Annotated in this window: 16 protein-coding genes; 2 read left to right on the forward strand and 14 right to left on the reverse strand. The window is 71.4% G+C overall.

What is annotated here, in order from left to right:
• The 7 genes from P3L51_RS01735 to P3L51_RS01765 all read right to left on the reverse strand — a co-directional run bounded on the left by P3L51_RS01735 (position 1) and on the right by P3L51_RS01765 (position 8,430).
• Positions 1-705 carry a phosphorylase family protein gene (locus P3L51_RS01735; protein WP_354603187.1) on the reverse strand — a complete coding sequence of 235 codons (705 nt, stop codon included), beginning with the start codon at positions 703-705 and terminating at the stop codon, positions 1-3.
• Positions 705-2,777, reverse strand: a complete 2,073-nt coding sequence (shc, locus tag P3L51_RS01740) for a squalene--hopene cyclase (RefSeq protein WP_354603188.1) — start codon at positions 2,775-2,777, stop codon at positions 705-707. The genes P3L51_RS01735 and shc overlap by 1 nt, the downstream gene beginning before the upstream one ends.
• A 172-nt stretch (positions 2,778-2,949) precedes the next feature.
• On the reverse strand, positions 2,950-4,008 hold the full coding sequence (locus P3L51_RS01745) for a polyprenyl synthetase family protein (protein WP_435594358.1): 1,059 nt from the start codon (positions 4,006-4,008) through the stop codon (positions 2,950-2,952).
• A gap of 188 nt (positions 4,009-4,196) precedes the next feature.
• On the reverse strand, positions 4,197-5,624 hold the full coding sequence (gene hpnE / locus P3L51_RS01750; protein ID WP_435594359.1) for a hydroxysqualene dehydroxylase HpnE: 1,428 nt from the start codon (positions 5,622-5,624) through the stop codon (positions 4,197-4,199).
• Positions 5,625-5,682: 58 nt separating this feature from the next.
• Positions 5,683-6,633 carry a presqualene diphosphate synthase HpnD gene (gene hpnD, locus P3L51_RS01755; RefSeq protein ID WP_354603191.1) on the reverse strand — a complete coding sequence of 317 codons (951 nt, stop codon included), beginning with the start codon at positions 6,631-6,633 and terminating at the stop codon, positions 5,683-5,685.
• Entirely contained in the window at positions 6,630-7,550 is a 921-nt protein-coding gene (gene hpnC / locus P3L51_RS01760) for a squalene synthase HpnC (protein ID WP_354603192.1), read from the reverse strand. The genes hpnD and hpnC overlap by 4 nt, the downstream gene beginning before the upstream one ends.
• A 415-nt stretch (positions 7,551-7,965) precedes the next feature.
• Entirely contained in the window at positions 7,966-8,430 is a 465-nt protein-coding gene (locus P3L51_RS01765; protein WP_354603193.1) for a TetR-like C-terminal domain-containing protein, read from the reverse strand.
• Positions 8,431-8,498: 68 nt separating this feature from the next.
• Here P3L51_RS01765 and P3L51_RS01770 point away from each other — a divergent pair, with 68 nt between their 5' ends.
• On the forward strand, positions 8,499-8,780 hold the full coding sequence (locus P3L51_RS01770) for a hypothetical protein (RefSeq protein WP_354603246.1): 282 nt from the start codon (positions 8,499-8,501) through the stop codon (positions 8,778-8,780).
• A 35-nt stretch (positions 8,781-8,815) separates the two neighbouring features.
• Here the strand turns inward: P3L51_RS01770 and P3L51_RS01775 are convergent, their stop codons facing one another.
• From P3L51_RS01775 to P3L51_RS01805, 7 genes are all read right to left on the reverse strand, one after another.
• The gene (locus tag P3L51_RS01775; protein ID WP_354603194.1) at positions 8,816-9,601 is read right to left on the reverse strand and encodes an ABC transporter ATP-binding protein; all 786 of its coding nucleotides are present in this window, start codon (positions 9,599-9,601) and stop codon (positions 8,816-8,818) included.
• Positions 9,594-10,532, reverse strand: coding sequence for an ABC transporter permease (locus P3L51_RS01780; protein WP_354603195.1), 939 nt, complete (start codon positions 10,530-10,532; stop codon positions 9,594-9,596). Before P3L51_RS01780 ends, P3L51_RS01775 begins: the two co-directional genes overlap by 8 nt.
• Positions 10,533-10,631: 99 nt before the next feature.
• Complete coding sequence (locus tag P3L51_RS01785) at positions 10,632-11,504, reverse strand: glycosyltransferase family 2 protein (RefSeq protein ID WP_354603196.1); 873 nt, start codon at positions 11,502-11,504, stop codon at positions 10,632-10,634.
• Between the two features lie 5 nt (positions 11,505-11,509).
• Positions 11,510-12,289, reverse strand: coding sequence for a CDP-alcohol phosphatidyltransferase family protein (locus tag P3L51_RS01790; RefSeq protein WP_354603197.1), 780 nt, complete (start codon positions 12,287-12,289; stop codon positions 11,510-11,512).
• Positions 12,267-13,328, reverse strand: a complete 1,062-nt coding sequence (locus P3L51_RS01795) for an iron-containing alcohol dehydrogenase family protein (RefSeq protein WP_354603198.1) — start codon at positions 13,326-13,328, stop codon at positions 12,267-12,269. The genes P3L51_RS01790 and P3L51_RS01795 overlap by 23 nt, the downstream gene beginning before the upstream one ends.
• Positions 13,316-14,053, reverse strand: a complete 738-nt coding sequence (locus tag P3L51_RS01800) for a phosphocholine cytidylyltransferase family protein (RefSeq protein ID WP_354603199.1) — start codon at positions 14,051-14,053, stop codon at positions 13,316-13,318. The genes P3L51_RS01795 and P3L51_RS01800 overlap by 13 nt, the downstream gene beginning before the upstream one ends.
• The gene (locus P3L51_RS01805; RefSeq protein WP_354603242.1) at positions 14,050-15,978 is read right to left on the reverse strand and encodes a DUF5941 domain-containing protein; all 1,929 of its coding nucleotides are present in this window, start codon (positions 15,976-15,978) and stop codon (positions 14,050-14,052) included. Before P3L51_RS01805 ends, P3L51_RS01800 begins: the two co-directional genes overlap by 4 nt.
• Before the next feature lie 341 nt (positions 15,979-16,319).
• Between P3L51_RS01805 and galE the strand changes: the two genes are divergently transcribed.
• Positions 16,320-17,303, forward strand: coding sequence for a UDP-glucose 4-epimerase GalE (gene galE, locus P3L51_RS01810; protein ID WP_354603200.1), 984 nt, complete (start codon positions 16,320-16,322; stop codon positions 17,301-17,303).
• Positions 17,304-17,383 lie beyond the last annotated feature (80 nt).

Below are 17,383 nucleotides of genomic sequence, written 5' to 3' on the forward strand. Positions count from 1 at the left end.
TCACCTCCTGGGGAGCAGCAAAGAACGGTGCCATTCAAGAAAAGCCGGAATGACGGCACGAAGGACACGGAAGGCTGATATTCCACCGCGTACCGTGCCAATTCGGACTAGCTCATGCTCTGGGGCGTCCACGACCACCCGTACGGCCGCAACCGGGCGGGACCCGGCGCTCAGAGCAGTGAGGAGCGTGGCGGCGGACTCCATGTCCACGGCGACGGCTCCCGTGGCGCGCAGTCCGGCCCGCTCGGGGCCACGCACCACATGGTCGGATCCGGTGAGCGGGCCGGTGTGCACCGTACGTCCGGGCAGCGCCCGGGACAGCGCCTCCACGAGCAGCCCTGTTCCCGTGCAGGGCGTAGAGCCGTGGGGGCCCCGGGCTTCTTCGGCGACGATCAGGTCCCCCGGCTTCATGCCGGGGACCAGGCCGGCACAGAATCCGGACGCCATGACGACCGCGTCCCTGTTCCGGTCCGTTCCGAGCGCGCGCGCCGTCGCGCGCTCGGCGTTCTTGGGGCCCATGCCCGTGCGGAGCACGGTGACGGGCCCGGCGTCTTCCGGCCGGCCGCCCCGGCCCCTGGGACCGCTCTGCAGGCCACTGCGCAGGGCCACCTGCTCGATGCCGAGGGCGCAGGCGATCAGCAGCGGTGTGGCGGCCGGGTCGCCGGGCAGATCGGGGGGGCCGACCCGGTCGGAGGGAGAGTCCATCAGGCCCCCTTGCGGCTGTCCGCCCGGCTGTCCGGCCGCCGCTCGTCGACGTTCCTCGTGCGGCCGTCCCCCAGCCGTTCGGCGCGGGCGAGCGCCCGGTCCGCGAACGGCTCCCCGTTGACGTACCGGCCGAGGGCCGTGAGCGGGAAGACCTGGCGGTAGAGGTGGTAGTTGATAGAGAAGTCCCACGGGAACCCGGTGCCGGTGAAGTACGGCTCGTCCCAGGAGCCGTCCTCCCGCTGTGCCGCCGCGAGCCAGGCCACGCCGCGCTCGACCGCCGGTGTATCGCGCCGCCCGGCGGCGAGGAGCGCGAGCAGCGCCCACGCGGTCTGCGAGGCGGTCGACGCGCCGTGCCCGATCCACTTCTCCTCCCGGTACGAGCGCAGGTCCTCGCCCCAGCCGCCGTCGTCGTTCTGTACGGACTCCACCCAGCCGACCGCGCGGCGGATCGCGGGGTGGGTGGCGGGCATCCCGGCGGCGACGAGGGCCGGTACGACGGACCCCGTCCCGTACACGTAGTTGACGCCCCAGCGGCCGAACCAGGCGCCGTCCGCCTCCTGTTCGGCGAGCAGCCACTCGATGCCGCGCCGGGTGTCGGGGTGCTGGGCCAGGCCCTCGTACGCCAGCATCTCCACGACATGCGCGGTGACGTCGGCCGACGGCGGGTCGATGACCTCGCCGAAGTCGCAGAACGGCAGCCGGTTGGGGAACGGGCTGACGTTGTCGGCGTCGAAGGCGCCCCAGGCGCCGTTCTTCGACTGCATGCCGAGCGTCCAGCGCGCGCCGCGCCGTACGGCCTTGTCCATGCGCACGGTGTCCGGGTGGGCCACCCGGCGCAGGGCGAGGATGACCTCGGCCGTGTCGTCGATGTCCGGGTAGTTGTCGTTGTGGAACTCGAACGCCCAGCCGCCGGGGGTCAGTCCCGGCCTGCGGACGGCCCAGTCGCCGGAGCGCACGATCTGCTCGTCCAGCATCCACTCCGCCGCCTTGACGAGCGCGGGATGGTCCGCGCCCACACCGGCGTCGGCCAGCGCGATCGTGGCGAGGCAGGTGTCCCACACCGGGGACTGGCAGGCCTCGATCATGCGCGAGCCGTCCTCGCGCCAGACGGCGAAGCGGTCGAGCGATTCGAGTCCGGCGCGCATCACCGGGTGCTGGAGGTCGAAACCGAGCAGATGCAGGGCGATGACCGAGTAGACGGCCGGGGGCTGGATGCCGCCCCAACACCCGTCGTTCTCCTGGCGTTCGACGATCCAGCGGGCCGCCGCGTTCATCGCCGTGCGGCGTACGGCGCGCGGTGCGACCTTGTGGTACAGGTGCAGTGCCTTGTCGATGCGCTGGAAGATCCCGTCCCAACTCGCGGCCGCCGCGAGGGGCTTGGTAGGGTTCGGGCGACTGACGTCCGCGTGCAGCTCGTCGAGCGCGAACGGCGCGGGACGGACGGGCCGCAGGGCCGAGACGATGGTGAGCGGCACGATGGTCTGCCGCGCCCAGCAGCCGAACGAATAGATGTTCAGCGGGAACCACTTGGGCAGGAAGATCAGTTCGGGTGGTACCTCGGGCAGGTCGTCCCACTTCCACCAGCCGAAGAGCGCGAGCCAGATCCGGGTGAAGACCCGGCTCTCGGCGATGCCGCCCTGTTCTCTGATCCAGGCGGCGGCGTGGGCCATGTGCGGGTCGTCGGGTCTGTCCCCGGCGAGGCGCAGCGCGACGTATCCCTCGATGGTGGTGGAGAGTTCGCCGGGCCCGCCGTAGAAGGTGGCCCAGGTCCCGTCGGCGCGTTGCTCGCCCCTGATGAAGCGGCCGGCCGCCTCCGTGGTCCGCGCGTCCTGCACCCCGAGGAACTGACGGAGGAGCAGATCCTCGGCGTCCATGGTCACATTGGTCTCGAGGTCGCCCTTCCACCAGCCCTGGGCGTCCTGTTGGCCGAGCAGATGCTCGACGGATCGTGCGGTGGCACGCCGTGCGACCTCTCCGATGTCGCTCACGACGGGAGTGATGTCGGACGGTTCGCTCGCCGCGGCAGCACGGGGTCCCACGGCCCCGGTGCTTCCGTCGGTCGTCGCTGTCATGGCTTCCCCTTACGTGCAGTTGGTCCTCTGCTGTGCTGGGGTCTCCGTCGTCCGCCGGATCGCGAACGGCCCGAACGAACGGCGACTGCGGAGGCTGACGGCGCGTCAGCCTCCGGTGAGCGCGGATATGCGAATGGCGATGGTGATCATCTCTTTCGAATGGCGGTGGTGATCATCTCTTCCGTACGACGACGAAGTCCGCGAGCGCGGTGAGCTGCGCGCGGACCTTTTCGGGCATGTCAACGCCGCCCAGGGCCTCGATGGCGACGGTGTGCTGCCTGCGGGCCTCCTGCGAGGTCCACTCCCGGCCGCCCGCCTCCTCGATGAGCGCGGCCCTGGTCGCGAACTCCTCTTCGGAGAAGCTGGCGAAGTCGCTGCTCTTGGCGTCGGCGGCCAGCAGTTCACCGAGCCGTTCCGACGCGGGCCCCCCGGCGGCGAGAGCCGCGACGACCGGCAGGGACTTCTTGCGCTGGCGCAGATCGCTCCAGGTCTGCTTGCCGGTGGCCCCGGGGTCGCCCCAGATGCCGAGCAGGTCGTCGACGGCCTGGAAGGCGAGTCCGAGGTGATGGCCGTACGACTCCAGGACGTCGGCCGTCCGGTCGTCGGCTCCGCCGAGGACGGCGCCGATGGACACGGCGCAGGCGAGCAGGGCGCCCGTCTTGTTGCCCTCCATCTCCAGGCACTCCTCGACGGTGACCCGCTCGCGGTGCTCGAAGGAGATGTCCTGCGCCTGGCCGTCGATCAGTTTGCGGGAGGCGGTGGTGAGCCGGCGGGTGGCGCGGCCCGCCTCGACGGTACCGATCTCCAGCAGGATCTCGTTGGCGAGCGCGAAGAGCGCGTCACCCACGAGGATCGCCTGGGCGGGGCCGTGCGCCTTCCAGACGGTGTCCCGGTGCCGGCGCTGCTCGTCGCCGTCCATCAGATCGTCGTGCAACAGCGAGAAGTTGTGCACCAGTTCCACGGCGACGGCGCCGGGGACACCGGTCTCCGCCGGCGATCCGGCCGCCTCCGCCGACAGCAGGGCGAGCGCGGGCCGTACGGCCTTGCCGCCGTCACCGTCGGCGGGCCGCCCCTCGGCGTCGATCCAGCCGAAGTGGTAGGCGGCGACGGTGTCCATCGGCGGGGCGAGCCGGCCGATGGCGGCCCGCAGCACGGGGGTGGACAGGGCTCGGCCGCGCTCCAGCAGCGCGAAGACGTCCGCGGTGTCGACAGCCGGATTCGCCGGGGGCACAGTCGGCACGGTTTCTCCTCTTTCTGCAGTACTCATGGGTCCCGTACGCGTCGTCGCCGTACTCGTCCTTGCCGCGCTGGTCCTCGTCGCGCTGGTCCTCGTCGTGCTTGTTCTTGTCGCGCTTGTTCTTGTCGTGCTCTCCGTCGCCGTGCTCTTCGCTGCCGTGCCCGTCACGGCGGCGTCCGGCCTCACGCCGCCTCCCGCAGCGGATGCCGATGGGTACGGCCGAGTTCGGACAGGGCCGCGCCCGCCGCGTTGAAGCCGCTGCGGACCGCGCCCTCCATAGTCGCGGGCCAGCCGGTCGCGGTCCACGCCCCCGCGAGAAAGAGGCCGGGCGCGCGGGTGCTCGCGGCGGGGCGCAGACGGCCCACGCCGGGAGTGGGGGCGAAGGTCGCCGTCCGCTCCCGGGTGACGAAGAAGTCCCGCACCTCGGCGCTTCTGGCGGCCGGGAGGAGACGTTTCAGCTCGGGCAGGTAGCGGTCGCGCAGCTCGGCGACGGGCAGGTCGATCTCGTCCGCGACGGCCGACTGCGACAGCGCCACGTACTGGCCGTCCTTCAGCCCCGAGGCGTCGGTGCGGTCGAAGACCCACTGGACGGGGGTGCCGAGCGCGGCGAAGAAGGGGCGGCGCAGCACCTTGCGGTCGTAGACGACGTGCACGTTGAGGATCGGCGAGGTGCCGATGTCGAGGAGCCGGCCCGGGTGGTCGAGCGCGCCGTCGGGCAGCAGCGCGTGCGTCTCGCGCTGCGGTACGGCGAGGATCACCGCGTCCGCCTCGATGCGCGTCCCCGGTAGCTCGACGCTCCAGCGCCCGTCCTCGCCGCGGGTCACGGCCGTGACGCGGGTGCGCAGTTCGGTCCGTACGCCCGCCGCGTCGAGGGCCTTGCGGGCCAGCGTGTCGTGCAGCTCGCCGAGCGGCACCCGGGCCCAGCCGATGTCGGCGGCGGCGCGCTCGGAGAGCAGGCCGGTCTTGAAGACCATCGCGGCCAGACCCATGGAGGCCTGCGCGGCTCGGACGTTGAGGGTGGCGACGCAGACGAGGTCCCACAGGGCCTCGACGGCGCGCGGCGACTGGCCGTGCCGGCCGAGCCAGGTCGCGAAGTCGATGCCGTCGAGCGCGGGGTCCGCCGGGTCGAGCGCCTTGAGGGCGAGCGCGGCGCGTCCTACGGCGGCCTTCTCGGCGAGCGAGAGGTGCGGGTAGGTGGCGAGCCCGCCGGCGAGGTGCAGCGGTACGGGCAGGACGCCCCGGCGCAGCCGTCCGACCCGGGGCCGGTCGCGTCCCACGTCCAGTACGGGGACGTCGAGCCGGTCCTGTACGGGGGCGAGGGCGGCGCCGTCGACACGGTCGAGGAACCAGCGGTAGGCCGTGCAGCAGCGCAGATACACGTGCTGGCCGTTGTCGACGGTCAACTCGTCGCGGGTGAAGGAGAAGGCGAGACCGCCGAGGCGGGGGCGGCCCTCGACGAGCGTCACGCGCACTCCGGCGTCGGCGAGCTGGAGCGCGGCGGTGACACCGGCGATGCCGCCGCCGACGACGACCGCGTGGCGTGTCGTCGTGCTGTCGGATGTCGTCATGCGCCCTCCCCCGCGACTGTCGCAGTCAGGGACGCGACAGATCCCCGGGTGGTTGATCGCGGGACGCCGAATTCGCCGCCGGCGCCGCCGGGCGGCGGCGTCACGGGCGCCTCCTGACGGTCTGCCGGGAGATGTTCCTGGCATCGAGTCCGGAGAGCCCGCGTACGGCGACGTAGGCCTTCTCGCGTCCCGGCAGCGAGACCCGGCCGCGCAGGACCGCCTCGGGGTCGCGTTCGATGCGGTCGAGGAGCCGGCGGTAGATGCCCGCCATGGCGGCGACGCAGGCGCCGCTGCGCCGGTCGAGCATGGGCAGCAGCCGGTAGCCCTCGGCGAAGAGCGCGCGGGCGCGTCTGACCTCGAAGTGGACGAGCCCGGCGAAGTCGGAGCCGGGGGGCGGGGTGGCGCTGTCGAAGCCGGCCGAGCAGCCGAACTTGGCGAGGTCGTCGGCGGGGAGATAGGTACGCGCGTTGCCTGCGTCCTCGCGTACGTCGCGCAGGATGTTGGTCAGTTGGAGCGCGAGGCCGAGGGTGTCGGCGTACTCGGAGGCACGCTCGGCGCCCGGCGCGGCGGGGTCGGTGCCGAACACCCCGAGCGAGAGTCTGCCGATGGCTCCGGCGACGCACCGGCAGTAGATCTTGAGGTCGTCCCAGGTCTCGTACGTCTCGCCCTTCACATCCATCAGGACGCCGTCGATCAGTTCGTCGAGGCCGCCGAGCGGGAGCGCGAAGCGGCCCGCCGCGTCGGTGAGCGCGACGGCGACGGGGTCGGTGTCGTCCTCCTCGATACCGCCGTTCCTGATCCGTCCGAGGAGGGCGCGGGTGTCTTCGAGCCTCGACTGCTTGGCCCCGGGCTCCAGCGTGCCGTCGCCGATGTCGTCGACGCGCCGCGAGAACGCGTAGAGCGCCGACATGGCCTGCCGTTTCTCGGCGGGCAGCAGCCGGATGCCGTAGGCGAAATTACGGGCCTGCTGCCCGGTGACGGCCTCGCAATAGCTGTACGCGGCCTGTACCGGTGCCGACACGGGGGTCTGTCCCTCCACGATCCGGTTCACCCCTTTCTGTGCGTTTTCCGCAGGACTGCTCCCACTTCACGCAGCAGACGTGGCGTGGTGGCTTTGGGCGGTCCGGGCAGTACATCGTGTCCCACGGCGGCGACCGACGAGAGGGCGGCGCGCCCCCCGCCGACGAATCCGGCGAGAAGTAGTCGGAGCCGGCCGTGCACGCTGTGGACCAACGGCCCTCCCTCGTCGAGGAGTTGACCGGCGCGCTCGGCCTCGAAGGCGATCAGGCTCCGGACGGAGGCGTTCGCGGTGGGCGCAGCGAGGTCCGCCTCGGTGACATGGAACCGCTTCATGTCGTCGGCGGGCAGATAGATCCGGTCGCTCGCCAGGTCCTCGGCGATGTCCTGGAGGTGCTCGACGATCTGGAGTCCGGTGCATACGGCGTCGGAGCGGCGGACGCGTTCGGCGGTCGCGGTGCCGGTGATCGCGAGGACGAGGCGGCCGACGGGGTTGGCCGAGAGTTCGCAGTAGGCGAGGAGATCGTCGTAGGTGCCGTAGCGCCGCACCGACTGGTCCTGCCGGTTGGCCTCGATCAGGCCGAGGAACGGCTCGGGGGTGAGCCCGTGGCGCCGTACGGTCGGGACGACGCCCCGCAGCAGCGGGTGGCCGGGGGCGGGGCCCGCCGGGTCGAACACCCGGCGCAGGTCGGCCTCCAAGGCGTCCAGCATGGCGAGCCGGTCATCCGTCGCCGCGGGGTCGAGACCGAGGTGGCGGGCGTCGGCGCCGCCGGGTGCGAGGTCGCCGTCGCCGATGTCGTCGACGAGGCGGGCGTATCCGTAGACGGCCATCAGGTCGTCGCGCCAGGCGCGCGGCAGGAAGAAGGGGGCGACGGGAAAGTTCTCACCTGACGCCTTGTCGAGGGTGGCCCGCGAGGAGGTCTCGGCCCCCCTCCGGGGGGCGCCCGTCACCTCGGACCGCCTTCTGCGGGGACGGCGCGACCCTCGCGGAGCTGGAGATCAACCGTCATTGCCGTCACGTCTCCCGTTCTACACTGCCGACCCAAACATCCCATTTCGGACACGCCGCGCGGCCTGGCGACTGGGATACCGCCGATATGGGCGGATTCGCAGCCGGTCAGCCGGGGCTTACTGACGTATCGCCGCTCTTGCCACGAATCAGCACCGGTACAGCTTACGTTGTACAACGCCCACGGCCGCGCCGGGGGACCTCGCGCCCGACGACAACACCACGGGTCGCTTCAACCTTCCTCAGCAGCACGGGACTTGACGGAAGCTTGACGATTGACAGGCAGCGGACGGGCGCCGGGCGGGTGGTCGGGCGCCGTCGCGCCACCACCCGGCGGCGGCCTCGTACGGTCGCGATTCACGCTCCGCCGGGGCGCCCCCGGGGCACCAGGAGTCCGGCGACGATGATGTCGGTCATGCGTTCGATCACCGCCTCCCGGTCCACGAGCGGCGGCCGGCCCATCAGCCCGTCGAGGATGAGCATCGCGAGCCCGTGCGCCGTCGACCGGGCGGTGGCCTCGGCGCCGGGGCGGTTGTGCGCGGGCGTACGGCCGGTGGCGACCAGTTCGTCCAGCGCCTCGGTGAGCAGGTCGTACGAGCGGTACTGGGGGCTGTCGGCGGGCGGCGTCGCACCGTCCCCGCCGGCGTCCTCGCCGGTGGTCGGCAGCGAGTGGCCCGAGGCCGTGCGGAAGAGGCCGGGCCGCTCCGGGGCGAGGCCGACGTATCCCCGGCCGATCGCCGCCGGCCGCTGCTCGGCGGCGGCGCCGGGGTCGTCCGCGCCCGGCGTCGCCGCCGCGACCCGCGCCATGGCGTCCGCGAGCATCCGCTGCGCCTGGATCGACCGCGAGGAGCAGATCGCCCCGGCCGCTGGAGAGGCCCTCGGGCACCGAGATGCCGGTCGGCGGCGCGGACGCGGTCCTGGTCGACTCCCGCCGGTCCATCGGCGACCGGCTACCGCCGGCGATCGGGCTGGTCGTCGTGACGACCTTCCTCCCGCTGTTCCTGTTCACCGGCAGTGTCGTCCAGCCGCTGCGCGCGCCGCACGGCACGGTGGGTCTCGCCGAGGAGCCCGCCGCCGCCGAGCGGGAGCGCACCCCGGCCGGCGTCCGACCACACGTACCCGAACCGAAGCGGCCCCCGCCGGATCCAGTCCGGCGGGGGCCGCTTCGATAGGTGGGAGGAGGGCTCGAACTCCGCCGAGGATCCGGCTACTTGCCGGTCTCCTTCTCGTACGCCTTGAGCACCTCGTCCGTCGGGCCGTCCATCAGCAGCTCGCCCTTCTCCAGCCACAGCACCCGGTCGCAGGTGTCCCTGATCGACTTGTTGCTGTGGCTGACCAGGAAGACCGTGCCGGCCTCCTTGCGCAGCTCGCGGATCCGCGCCTCGGAGCGGATCTGGAACTTGCGGTCACCGGTGGCCAGCGCCTCGTCGATCATGAGGACGTCGTGGTCCTTGGCCGCCGCGATGGAGAAGCGGAGCCGGGCCGCCATGCCGGAGGAGTAGGTCCGCATCGGCAGAGTGATGAAGTCGCCCTTCTCGTTGATGCCGGAGAAGTCGACGATGGACTGGTACCGCTCCCGCACCTGCTCGCGCGTCATGCCCATGGCGAGACCGCCGAGGATGACGTTGCGCTCGCCGGTGAGGTCGTTCATCAGCGCGGCGTTGACGCCCAGCAGCGAGGGCTGGCCGTCGGTGAAGACCTTGCCGTGCTCGGTGGGCAGCAGCCCCGCGATGGCGCGCAGCAGGGTCGATTTGCCGGAGCCGTTGGTGCCGATCAGGCCGATCGCCTCACCTCGGTACGAGGTGAAGCTGACCCCCCGGACCGCGTGCACCTTACGGACTCCGCGCGACTCGCCCTTGTCGCGCCTGAGTATGCGGCTCAGTGCCGCGGTGGCGTTGCCCTTGCCACCGCCGCCGCCGTTGACGCGGTACACGATGTGCACGTCGTCGGCGATGACGGTGGGGACGCGTCCCTGCTCGTTGAGGTCAGCCACGGCCGTATCGTTCCTCAGCCTTCCAGAAGTACACAAAGCCCGCGATGCCGACGAGGAGCGACCAGGCGAGACCCGATGCCCATACGTGCTGGGGCAGGTTCTCGGAGCCGTAACCGTCGATCAGCGCGAAGCGGATGAGGTCCATGTAAATGGCGGCCGGGTTGTACTGGAGGACGTCGACGATCCAGCTCGGCCAGTCCGGCTTGTTGGCGAGCATCAGCGGGATGGAGAACATCACGCCGGACGCGTACATCCAGGTCCGCATGATGAACGGCATGAGCTGGGCGAGGTCGGGCGTCTTGCTGCCCAGCCGCGCCATGATCAGCGCCAGACCGGTGTTGAAGAAGAACTGGAGCACCAGGACGGGCAGCACCAGCAGCCACGACAGGCCCGGCAGGCTGCCGAAGGCGACCACCACGACCAGCAGCACGATCATCGAGAACATCAGCTGCTGGAGCTGCTGGAGCGCGAAGGAGATCGGCAGCGAGGCGCGGGGGAAGTGCAGGGCCCGCACCAGCCCGAGGTTGCCCGAGATCGACTTCACGCCCGCCATCACGGAGGTCTGTGTGAAGGCGAACACGAACACGCCCGTCACCAGGAACGGGATGTAGACGCGGATCTCCATCCCGCGGCCGGCGTTCAGGATCAGGCCGAAGATCAAGAAATAGACGAAGGCGTTGAGCAGCGGGGTCGCCACCTGCCAGAGCTGGCCGAGCTTCGCCTGGCTGTACTGGGCCGTCAGCTTCGCCTGGGAGAAAGCGAAGATGAAGTGGCGCCGGCCCCACAGCTTGCGGATGTACTCGGCCAGTCCCGGACGGGCACCGCTCACCGACAGGCCGTACTTGGCGGCCAGTTCGGTCGAGGACAGACCGTCGTCGGGAGACGGCGGCGCGCTCATGGCGATCGCGCCCTCATGGGTTGTGTCACTCACAAGTTGAAACTTTCGTGTTCAAGATGCGCAGCCGGTCGGGCACAGGCGTGGACGGCCGGGACCCGGAGGTAGACCTCGATGCTCTCAGAACCGAGCCTGTCAGATGACAGGCGGTCGGCCCAGTCGGGTCAGCCGCCACACCGTACGCCACTTCATGGGCCTGCGGGGACCGCACGGAGTCGCCCAGCCTTCCCGGAAACCGCCGAACCATGCCTTGAGCGCGGGGACGGTGGGACGGCGGGCGAGGGTGAGCAGGATCCAGACGCCGAGATAGACGGGGACGACGGGCGCGGGCAGGTTGCGGCGCGCCAGCCAGACCCGGTTGCGGGCCACCATGCGGTGGTAGACCGCGTGCCGTGACGGCGGCATCGTGGGGTGGAGGAGGACCATGTCCGCGCGGTAGTCGATCATCCAGCCGGCGTCCAGGGCCCGCCAGGCGAGGTCGGTCTCCTCGTGGGCGTAGAAGAAGTCGCCGGGCAGGGCGCCGACCTCGGCGAGGACCTTCGTACGGACGGCGTTGGCGCCGCCCAGGAAGGTCGTCACACGGGAGGACCGCAGCGGGTCGGAGGCGCGCAGCCGGGGGACGTGGCGGCGCTGGGTGAGGCCCGTGTCGGGGTCGGCGATCCGGAAGCTGACGATGCCGAGGACCGGGTCGGCGGCGAACGCCTCGCGGACCAGTTCGGCGGTGTCGGTGCCGGGCAGCAGCCCGTCGTCGTCGAGGAAGAGCAGGACGTCCACGTCGCCGCCGGAGGGGCCGAAGGCCTCGATGCCGACGTTGCGGCCACCGGGGATGCCGAGGTTCTCGGGCAGCTCGACGGTCCGTACGCCGTGGGGCACGTCGCCGACCGGGGCGCCGTTGCCGACGACCACGACGTCGATCGGGTCGCCGTCCTGTTTGGCGACGGAGTCGATGAGGGCGCGCAGGTCTTCGGGGCGGTTGCCCATGGTGATGATCACCGCACCGAGACGCATGTCACTCACCTCAGCCTGCTGGACGCGAGGATCGACACGAGGTGCAGCAGCGTCTGCACGACGGCGATTCCGGCCAGGACGGCGACGCCGAGCCGGGAGAAGAACAGGTCGTCCCGGACGGTGTCCAGGATCGCCAGGACCAGGATCAGCAGGGACGCCTCGATACCGAGGATGAGCCGGTGGAACTTCAGCGCCCCGGCGGCCCTGCGGGCCAGCGCCATTCCGGAGGAGCGCGGCTCGGAGGCCGCCTCCTTGACCGGGGCCAGGCCCTGCTGGTGGCGGGCGACGCCGACCAGGTCGGTCTCGGCCTTGATCATGATGGCGCCGAGGGCGGCGAGGGTACCGAGGAAGGCCCACAGCCAGTCGATCCGTCCGGTGCCCCACAGGTCGGCGGCGCGCAGTCCGAAGCCGACCAGAACGGCGGCGTCGCACAGGTAGGCGGCGACGCGGTCCAGATAGACCCCGGTCATCGAGTACTGCTTCTTCCAGCGGGCGAGCTCGCCGTCGACGCAGTCCAGCAGCAGATAGAGCTGGACCGCGAGCACGCCGAGCACCGCGCCCGCGATGCCCGGCACCAGGAGGGCGGGCAGGGCGAGGGCGCCGGCGACGGTCATCACGTAGGTGACCTGGTTGGGCGTGACGCTCGTGTTCACCAGGTACCGGTCGACGCGCAGGGAGATCTCGCGCATGTAGAGCCGGCCGCCCCAGTGCTCGCCGCTCCGCCGGTCCTTGACGCCCGGGGGGTGAACGACCGGACGGAGTTCAGCTACTGATGGTCTTGGCATAGTCGGCGTACGCGTCCCTGATCTGGTCGGTGGACAGGTCGAGGTGTTCGAGGATCGTGAAGCGGCCCGGCCGGGTCTGCGGCGCGTACTCGACGGCCTGGACGAACTCGTCGGTGGTGAAGCCGATCTCGGCGGGCAGCACGGGCAGTTCGTGTCTGCGCAGCACCTCCGCGAAGAGCCGCGACTGCTCGTGGGCGCCGCGCAGATACATCGCGAAGGCGGCGCCGATGCCGACCTGCTCGCCGTGGCTGGCGGCCCGCTTGGGGAAGAGCAGGTCGAAGGCGTGGCTGATCTCGTGGCAGGCGCCGGACGACGGGCGGGTGTCGCCGCTGATCGAGATGGCGATGCCGGACAGGACGAGCGCCTCGGACAGCACGGTGAGGAATTCGTCGTCGCCGACGGTGCCGGGGTGGCGCAGGACGGACTCGCCGGCGGTACGGGCCATGGCGGCGGCCAGTCCGTCGATGGGCTCGCCGTTGACCTCGTGGGACAGCTCCCAGTCAGCGATGGCCGAGAGGTTGGAGATGGCGTCGCCGATTCCGGAGCGTACGAAGCGGGCCGGGGCCTCCCGTACGACATCGAGGTCGATGACCATCGCGATCGGCATCGGCACGCCGTAGGAGCCGCGGCCGTTGTCGTTGTCCAGGGTGGCGACCGGTGAACACAGGCCGTCGTGGGCGAGGTTGGTGGCGACGGAGACCATCGGCAGGCCGACGCGGGCGGCGGCGTACTTCGCCACATCGATGATCTTGCCACCGCCGAGGCCGACCACCGCGTCGTACCGCTTGCCCTTGATGTCGTCGGCGAGCTTGACGGCGGAGTCGATCGTGCCGTCGGCGACCGGGTACCAGGCGGCGCCGGGCAGTACCGGCGACAGCTTCTCGCGCAGCGCCTGCCCCGAGCCGCCGCTGATCGCGATGGCGAGCTTGCCGGACGCGGAGATCCGCTGGTCGGCGAGGAGGCCGGCCAGATCGTCCATGGCGCCGCGGGTGATGTCGACGACGACCGGGGACGGGATGAGTCGGGTCAGTACTGGCACGCGATGACACGGCCCTTCGCGAGGTCGTCGTGGTTGTCGATCTCCACCCAGGGGATGTCGCCGATGGGGGCGACGTCGATGGTGAAGCCTCTGTTCACGAGTTCCTGGTAGCCGTCCTCGTAGTAGAGGTCGGGGTCGCGCTCGAAGGTGGTCCGGAGCGCGTCGGCGAGTTCGTCGGCGGCCTCGGGCTCGATGAGGGTGACGCCGATGTACTCGCCGGTGGCGGTGGCGGGGTCCATCAGCTTCGTGATGCGCCGTACGCCCTTGTCCGGCTCGGTGATGACCTTCATCTCCTCGTCGGCGAGCTGCTTCACCTCGTCGAGGGCGAGGATGATCTTCCGGCCCTCGCCGCGGGCGGCGAGCAGTGTGCGCTCGACGGAGACGGGGTGGACGGTGTCGCCGTTGGCGAGGATCACGCCGCGCTTGATGACGTCACGGGCGCACCAGAGGGAGTAGGCGTTGTTCCACTCCTCGGCCTTGTCGTTGTCGACGAGGGTGAGGGTGAGGCCGTACTTCGCCTCCAGGGCCGCCTTGCGCTCGTACACGGCCTCCTTGCGGTAGCCGACGACGATCGCGGCCTCGGTGAGGCCGATCTCCGCGAAGTTGCCGAGCGTCAGGTCGAGGACGGTCGTGTCGCCGTCCACGGGCACGAGGGCCTTGGGAAGCGTGTCGGTGTAGGGGCGCAGGCGCCTTCCGGCACCTGCCGCCAGTACGAGGCCGATCATGCGGTTTCTCCTTCGTCGTGTACGGCGGGGGCTCCGGCGGACACCCAGAACCGGATGGACTCCGCGAGCGCGATCACGGCGACGAGGACGGCGATCACCGTCAGTTCCGGCGGGAGGTCGGCCGCGGCCGTGGAGAAGGCGGCGAACGCGGCGACGAGCAGCGTGCGGCCCTCGTGTCCGCCGAGTGCCCGGACCAGCCCGTGGGGCGGGGCTCCGGCGCCGCCACGGATGCGGTACACCGTGTCGTAGTGATGGTAGGCGACTGCCGCGACCAGCCCGAACGCCGCGGGCAGGGCGCCGGGGACGTCGGCGCGGGCCGCGAAGATCAGGACGGCGCTGTACTCGGTCGCCCGGAAGACCGGCGGGACGAGCCAGTCGAGCGGGCCGCCCATGCGGTGGGCGACGGCGATCCCTGAGGTCACGACGTAGATCAGGGCGCCGAGGACGAGTACGGGGCTGCCGAGCGGGCCGAAGGCGGCCATGGCGACGGCGGCGGCGCCGCCCGCGACGGCGATCAGGAGCGGCAGCACGCCGGGCAGCGCGCGGGCCGGGCGCCGCGCCGCGCGGGCGACCAGCTCGGCGAGCGGTCCCGTGTCGGCGAGGTCGGCGAGCGCCTGGGCGGCCCGGTCGGTGCGGACGGCCCTGCGGGTCACCGAGCGCAGGACGCGACCGGCGGTGGTGTAGCAGGCGGCGAAGCCGCAGCCGACGAGCAGCGCCCAGAAGACGATCCGGGGCGTGGTGACGGCGGTGAGGACGGCGATCATCGCCCAGCGCTCGCCGATGGGCAGGACGATCATCCGGCGTACCCAGACGGTCCAGCCGACGCTGTCGAGCCTGCTGGAGAGCGCGGTGGTGGGGGTGCCGACGACGGCCTTGCCGTTGACCGTCGCGGCGGTGCTGTCGGCGTTGGCCTCGTTGAAGGAGAAGTCCACGAAGTGGCGTACGGACTGGAGGACCATCGCGGCGAGCGCGAGTGCCCACACGTCCTCGCCGCCGCGGGCCGCGCCGAGCGCGAGACCCGCGTAGTACGCGTACTCCTTGGCCCGGTCGAAGGTCGCGTCCAGCCAGGCGCCCATCGTCGAGTACTGCAACGAGTAGCGGGCGAGCTGTCCGTCGGTGCAGTCGAGGACGAAGGAGAAGAGCAGCAGCAGTCCGGCCGCGACATAGCCGCCGCGGGTGCCGGTGGCCGCGCAGCCCGCCGCGACGAGGGCGGTGAGCAGGGACGCGGTGGTGACCTGGTTGGGCGTCAGTCCGCGCCGGGCGCACCAGCGGGCGAGGTAGCGGGAGTAGGGGCTGATGCAGAAGGTGGTGAAGAAACCGTCACGCGCCTTCACGGCGGAGCGCAGCCGTACGGCCTCGTCGTCGACGGCCGCGACGGCGGCGAGCGCCTGTTCGCGGTCGGCCTGCCCGGCGGGGACGGCGGCGACGAGCGAGCCGAGTTCGGGGTGCTGTACGGCGGTGCCGTCGGTTTCGAGCGCGGCGCTCACCCGGTCGGCGAGCGGGAGTTCGGAGGCGGCGGGCCCGGTGGCGGACGCGGTGTGCGTGACGGGCTGGTCGGCCTCGGTCACGAGGCCGGCGCCACCGGTCCGTACGGCGGGGGCGTCCTTACGGTCCGCGGCGGTGCCGTCGGTCACGGTGGCCAGCGCCACGGACAGCGCGGCGCGCACCTCGGGTTGAGCGGTCAGCGCGCCGGTGACGGCCGCCGCCGGGAACCGGGGGTCCGTCAACGCCAGCCGAAGGGCGTGGAGATGACCGACGAAGCGCTGGTCCACGAGGGCGACGCGGTCCGCGGCGGGCGCCGAGGCGAGCAGGCCGAGGGCCGCCGCCGCGTCGGGCGCGGTGCGCACTTCGAATCCCAGCGACCGCAGATCGCCTTCGAGCGGCGATCCGGGTACCGGCGTACCGGTGAGGATGGCGGTCGACAGACGAATTCACTCCTTGACACTGCGGGCGGCCGCGCGGCGGCTCTGCCCGGGATCCGGGTCGGCGGCATGTCGGCAGAGGCTATCGGATGAACGGAAGACCGAGTTCACTGCCCGTTCACGCCCCGGACGCCATGAGCCGGGCCAATTCCGACCCGCCGGGAGATCATCATTGTCGATGGGTGCCCCGCCTCACAAACCGTGGCCGTCAGGGACCCGCGCGGGTCCCGTTAGACATATCCGACTCCACATGGTCTGCACCGTCGAAGCCGCGACCGCCAGGTGAACGTCCGGTAACCGTACGACCACCGGGGCCGTCTCGCGGCAGGCTCTATGGTGACGGCATGACTTGGCTGATCACAGGTGGAGCGGGGTACATCGGGGCGCATGTGGCGCGGTCCATGACGGAGGCGGGTGAACGGGTTGTCGTCCTCGACAACGTCTCGTCCGGCGTCGCGGACCGGCTGCCCGCCGAAATCCCCCTGGTGCGGGGCTCGTTGCTCGACCGGGAGGTCGTCGACCGGGCGCTGGCCGACCACGCCGTGACCGGTGTGGTGCATCTCGCCGCCAAGAAGCAGGTCGGCGAATCGGTCGAGCGGCCGCTCGCCTACTACCGGGAGAATGTGCACGGTCTCACCGTGCTGCTGGAGGCCGTGGTCGACGCGGGGGTCGAGCGGTTCCTGTTCTCGTCGTCGGCCGCCGTGTACGGCGTGCCCGATGTGGAGCTGATCACCGAGCGGACCCCCGCCGTGCCGATCAACCCGTACGGCGAGACGAAGCTCACGGGCGAGTGGCTGGTACGCGCCACCGGGCGGGCCCACTCACTGTCCACCGCGTGTCTGCGCTACTTCAACGTGGCGGGTGCGGCGCGCCCCGAGCTGGCGGACACCGGGGTGTTCAACATCATCCCGATGTTCTTCGACCGGATCACCCGCGGTGAGCCGATGCGGATCTTCGGCGCGGACTATCCGACGCCGGACGGCACCTGCGTACGGGACTACATCCACGTCGCGGATCTCGCCGACGCCCATCTCGCGGTGGCCCGGCGGCTGGCCGCGCGGGAGGTGCCCGGGGACCTGACGTACAACATCGGGCGCGGTGAGGGGGTGTCGGTGCGTGAACTCGCGGATCTGGTGGCGGAGGTCACCGGCCGTACGACTCCCCCGGTCGTCGAGCCGCGCCGGGCGGGCGACGCTGCGAAGGCCGTCGCGTCGATCGACGCGATCACCACGGACCTGGGCTGGACGGCCCGGCGCGGGGTACGCGAGATGGTCGAATCGGCGTGGGAGGGCTGGCGGCTGCGCCACCCCGAGCTGCCCGCCGACTGACCCGTAAAAGATCTTGTCACTTCGCTGACCTGCGGGCGTTCCCGCAGGTCAGAGGGAATGACAACGGTGTTCAGTCCCGT

Origin of the sequence: Streptomyces panacea, from assembly GCF_040560175.1 — a bacterium.
Lineage (GTDB): Bacteria > Actinomycetota > Actinomycetes > Streptomycetales > Streptomycetaceae > Streptomyces > Streptomyces panacea.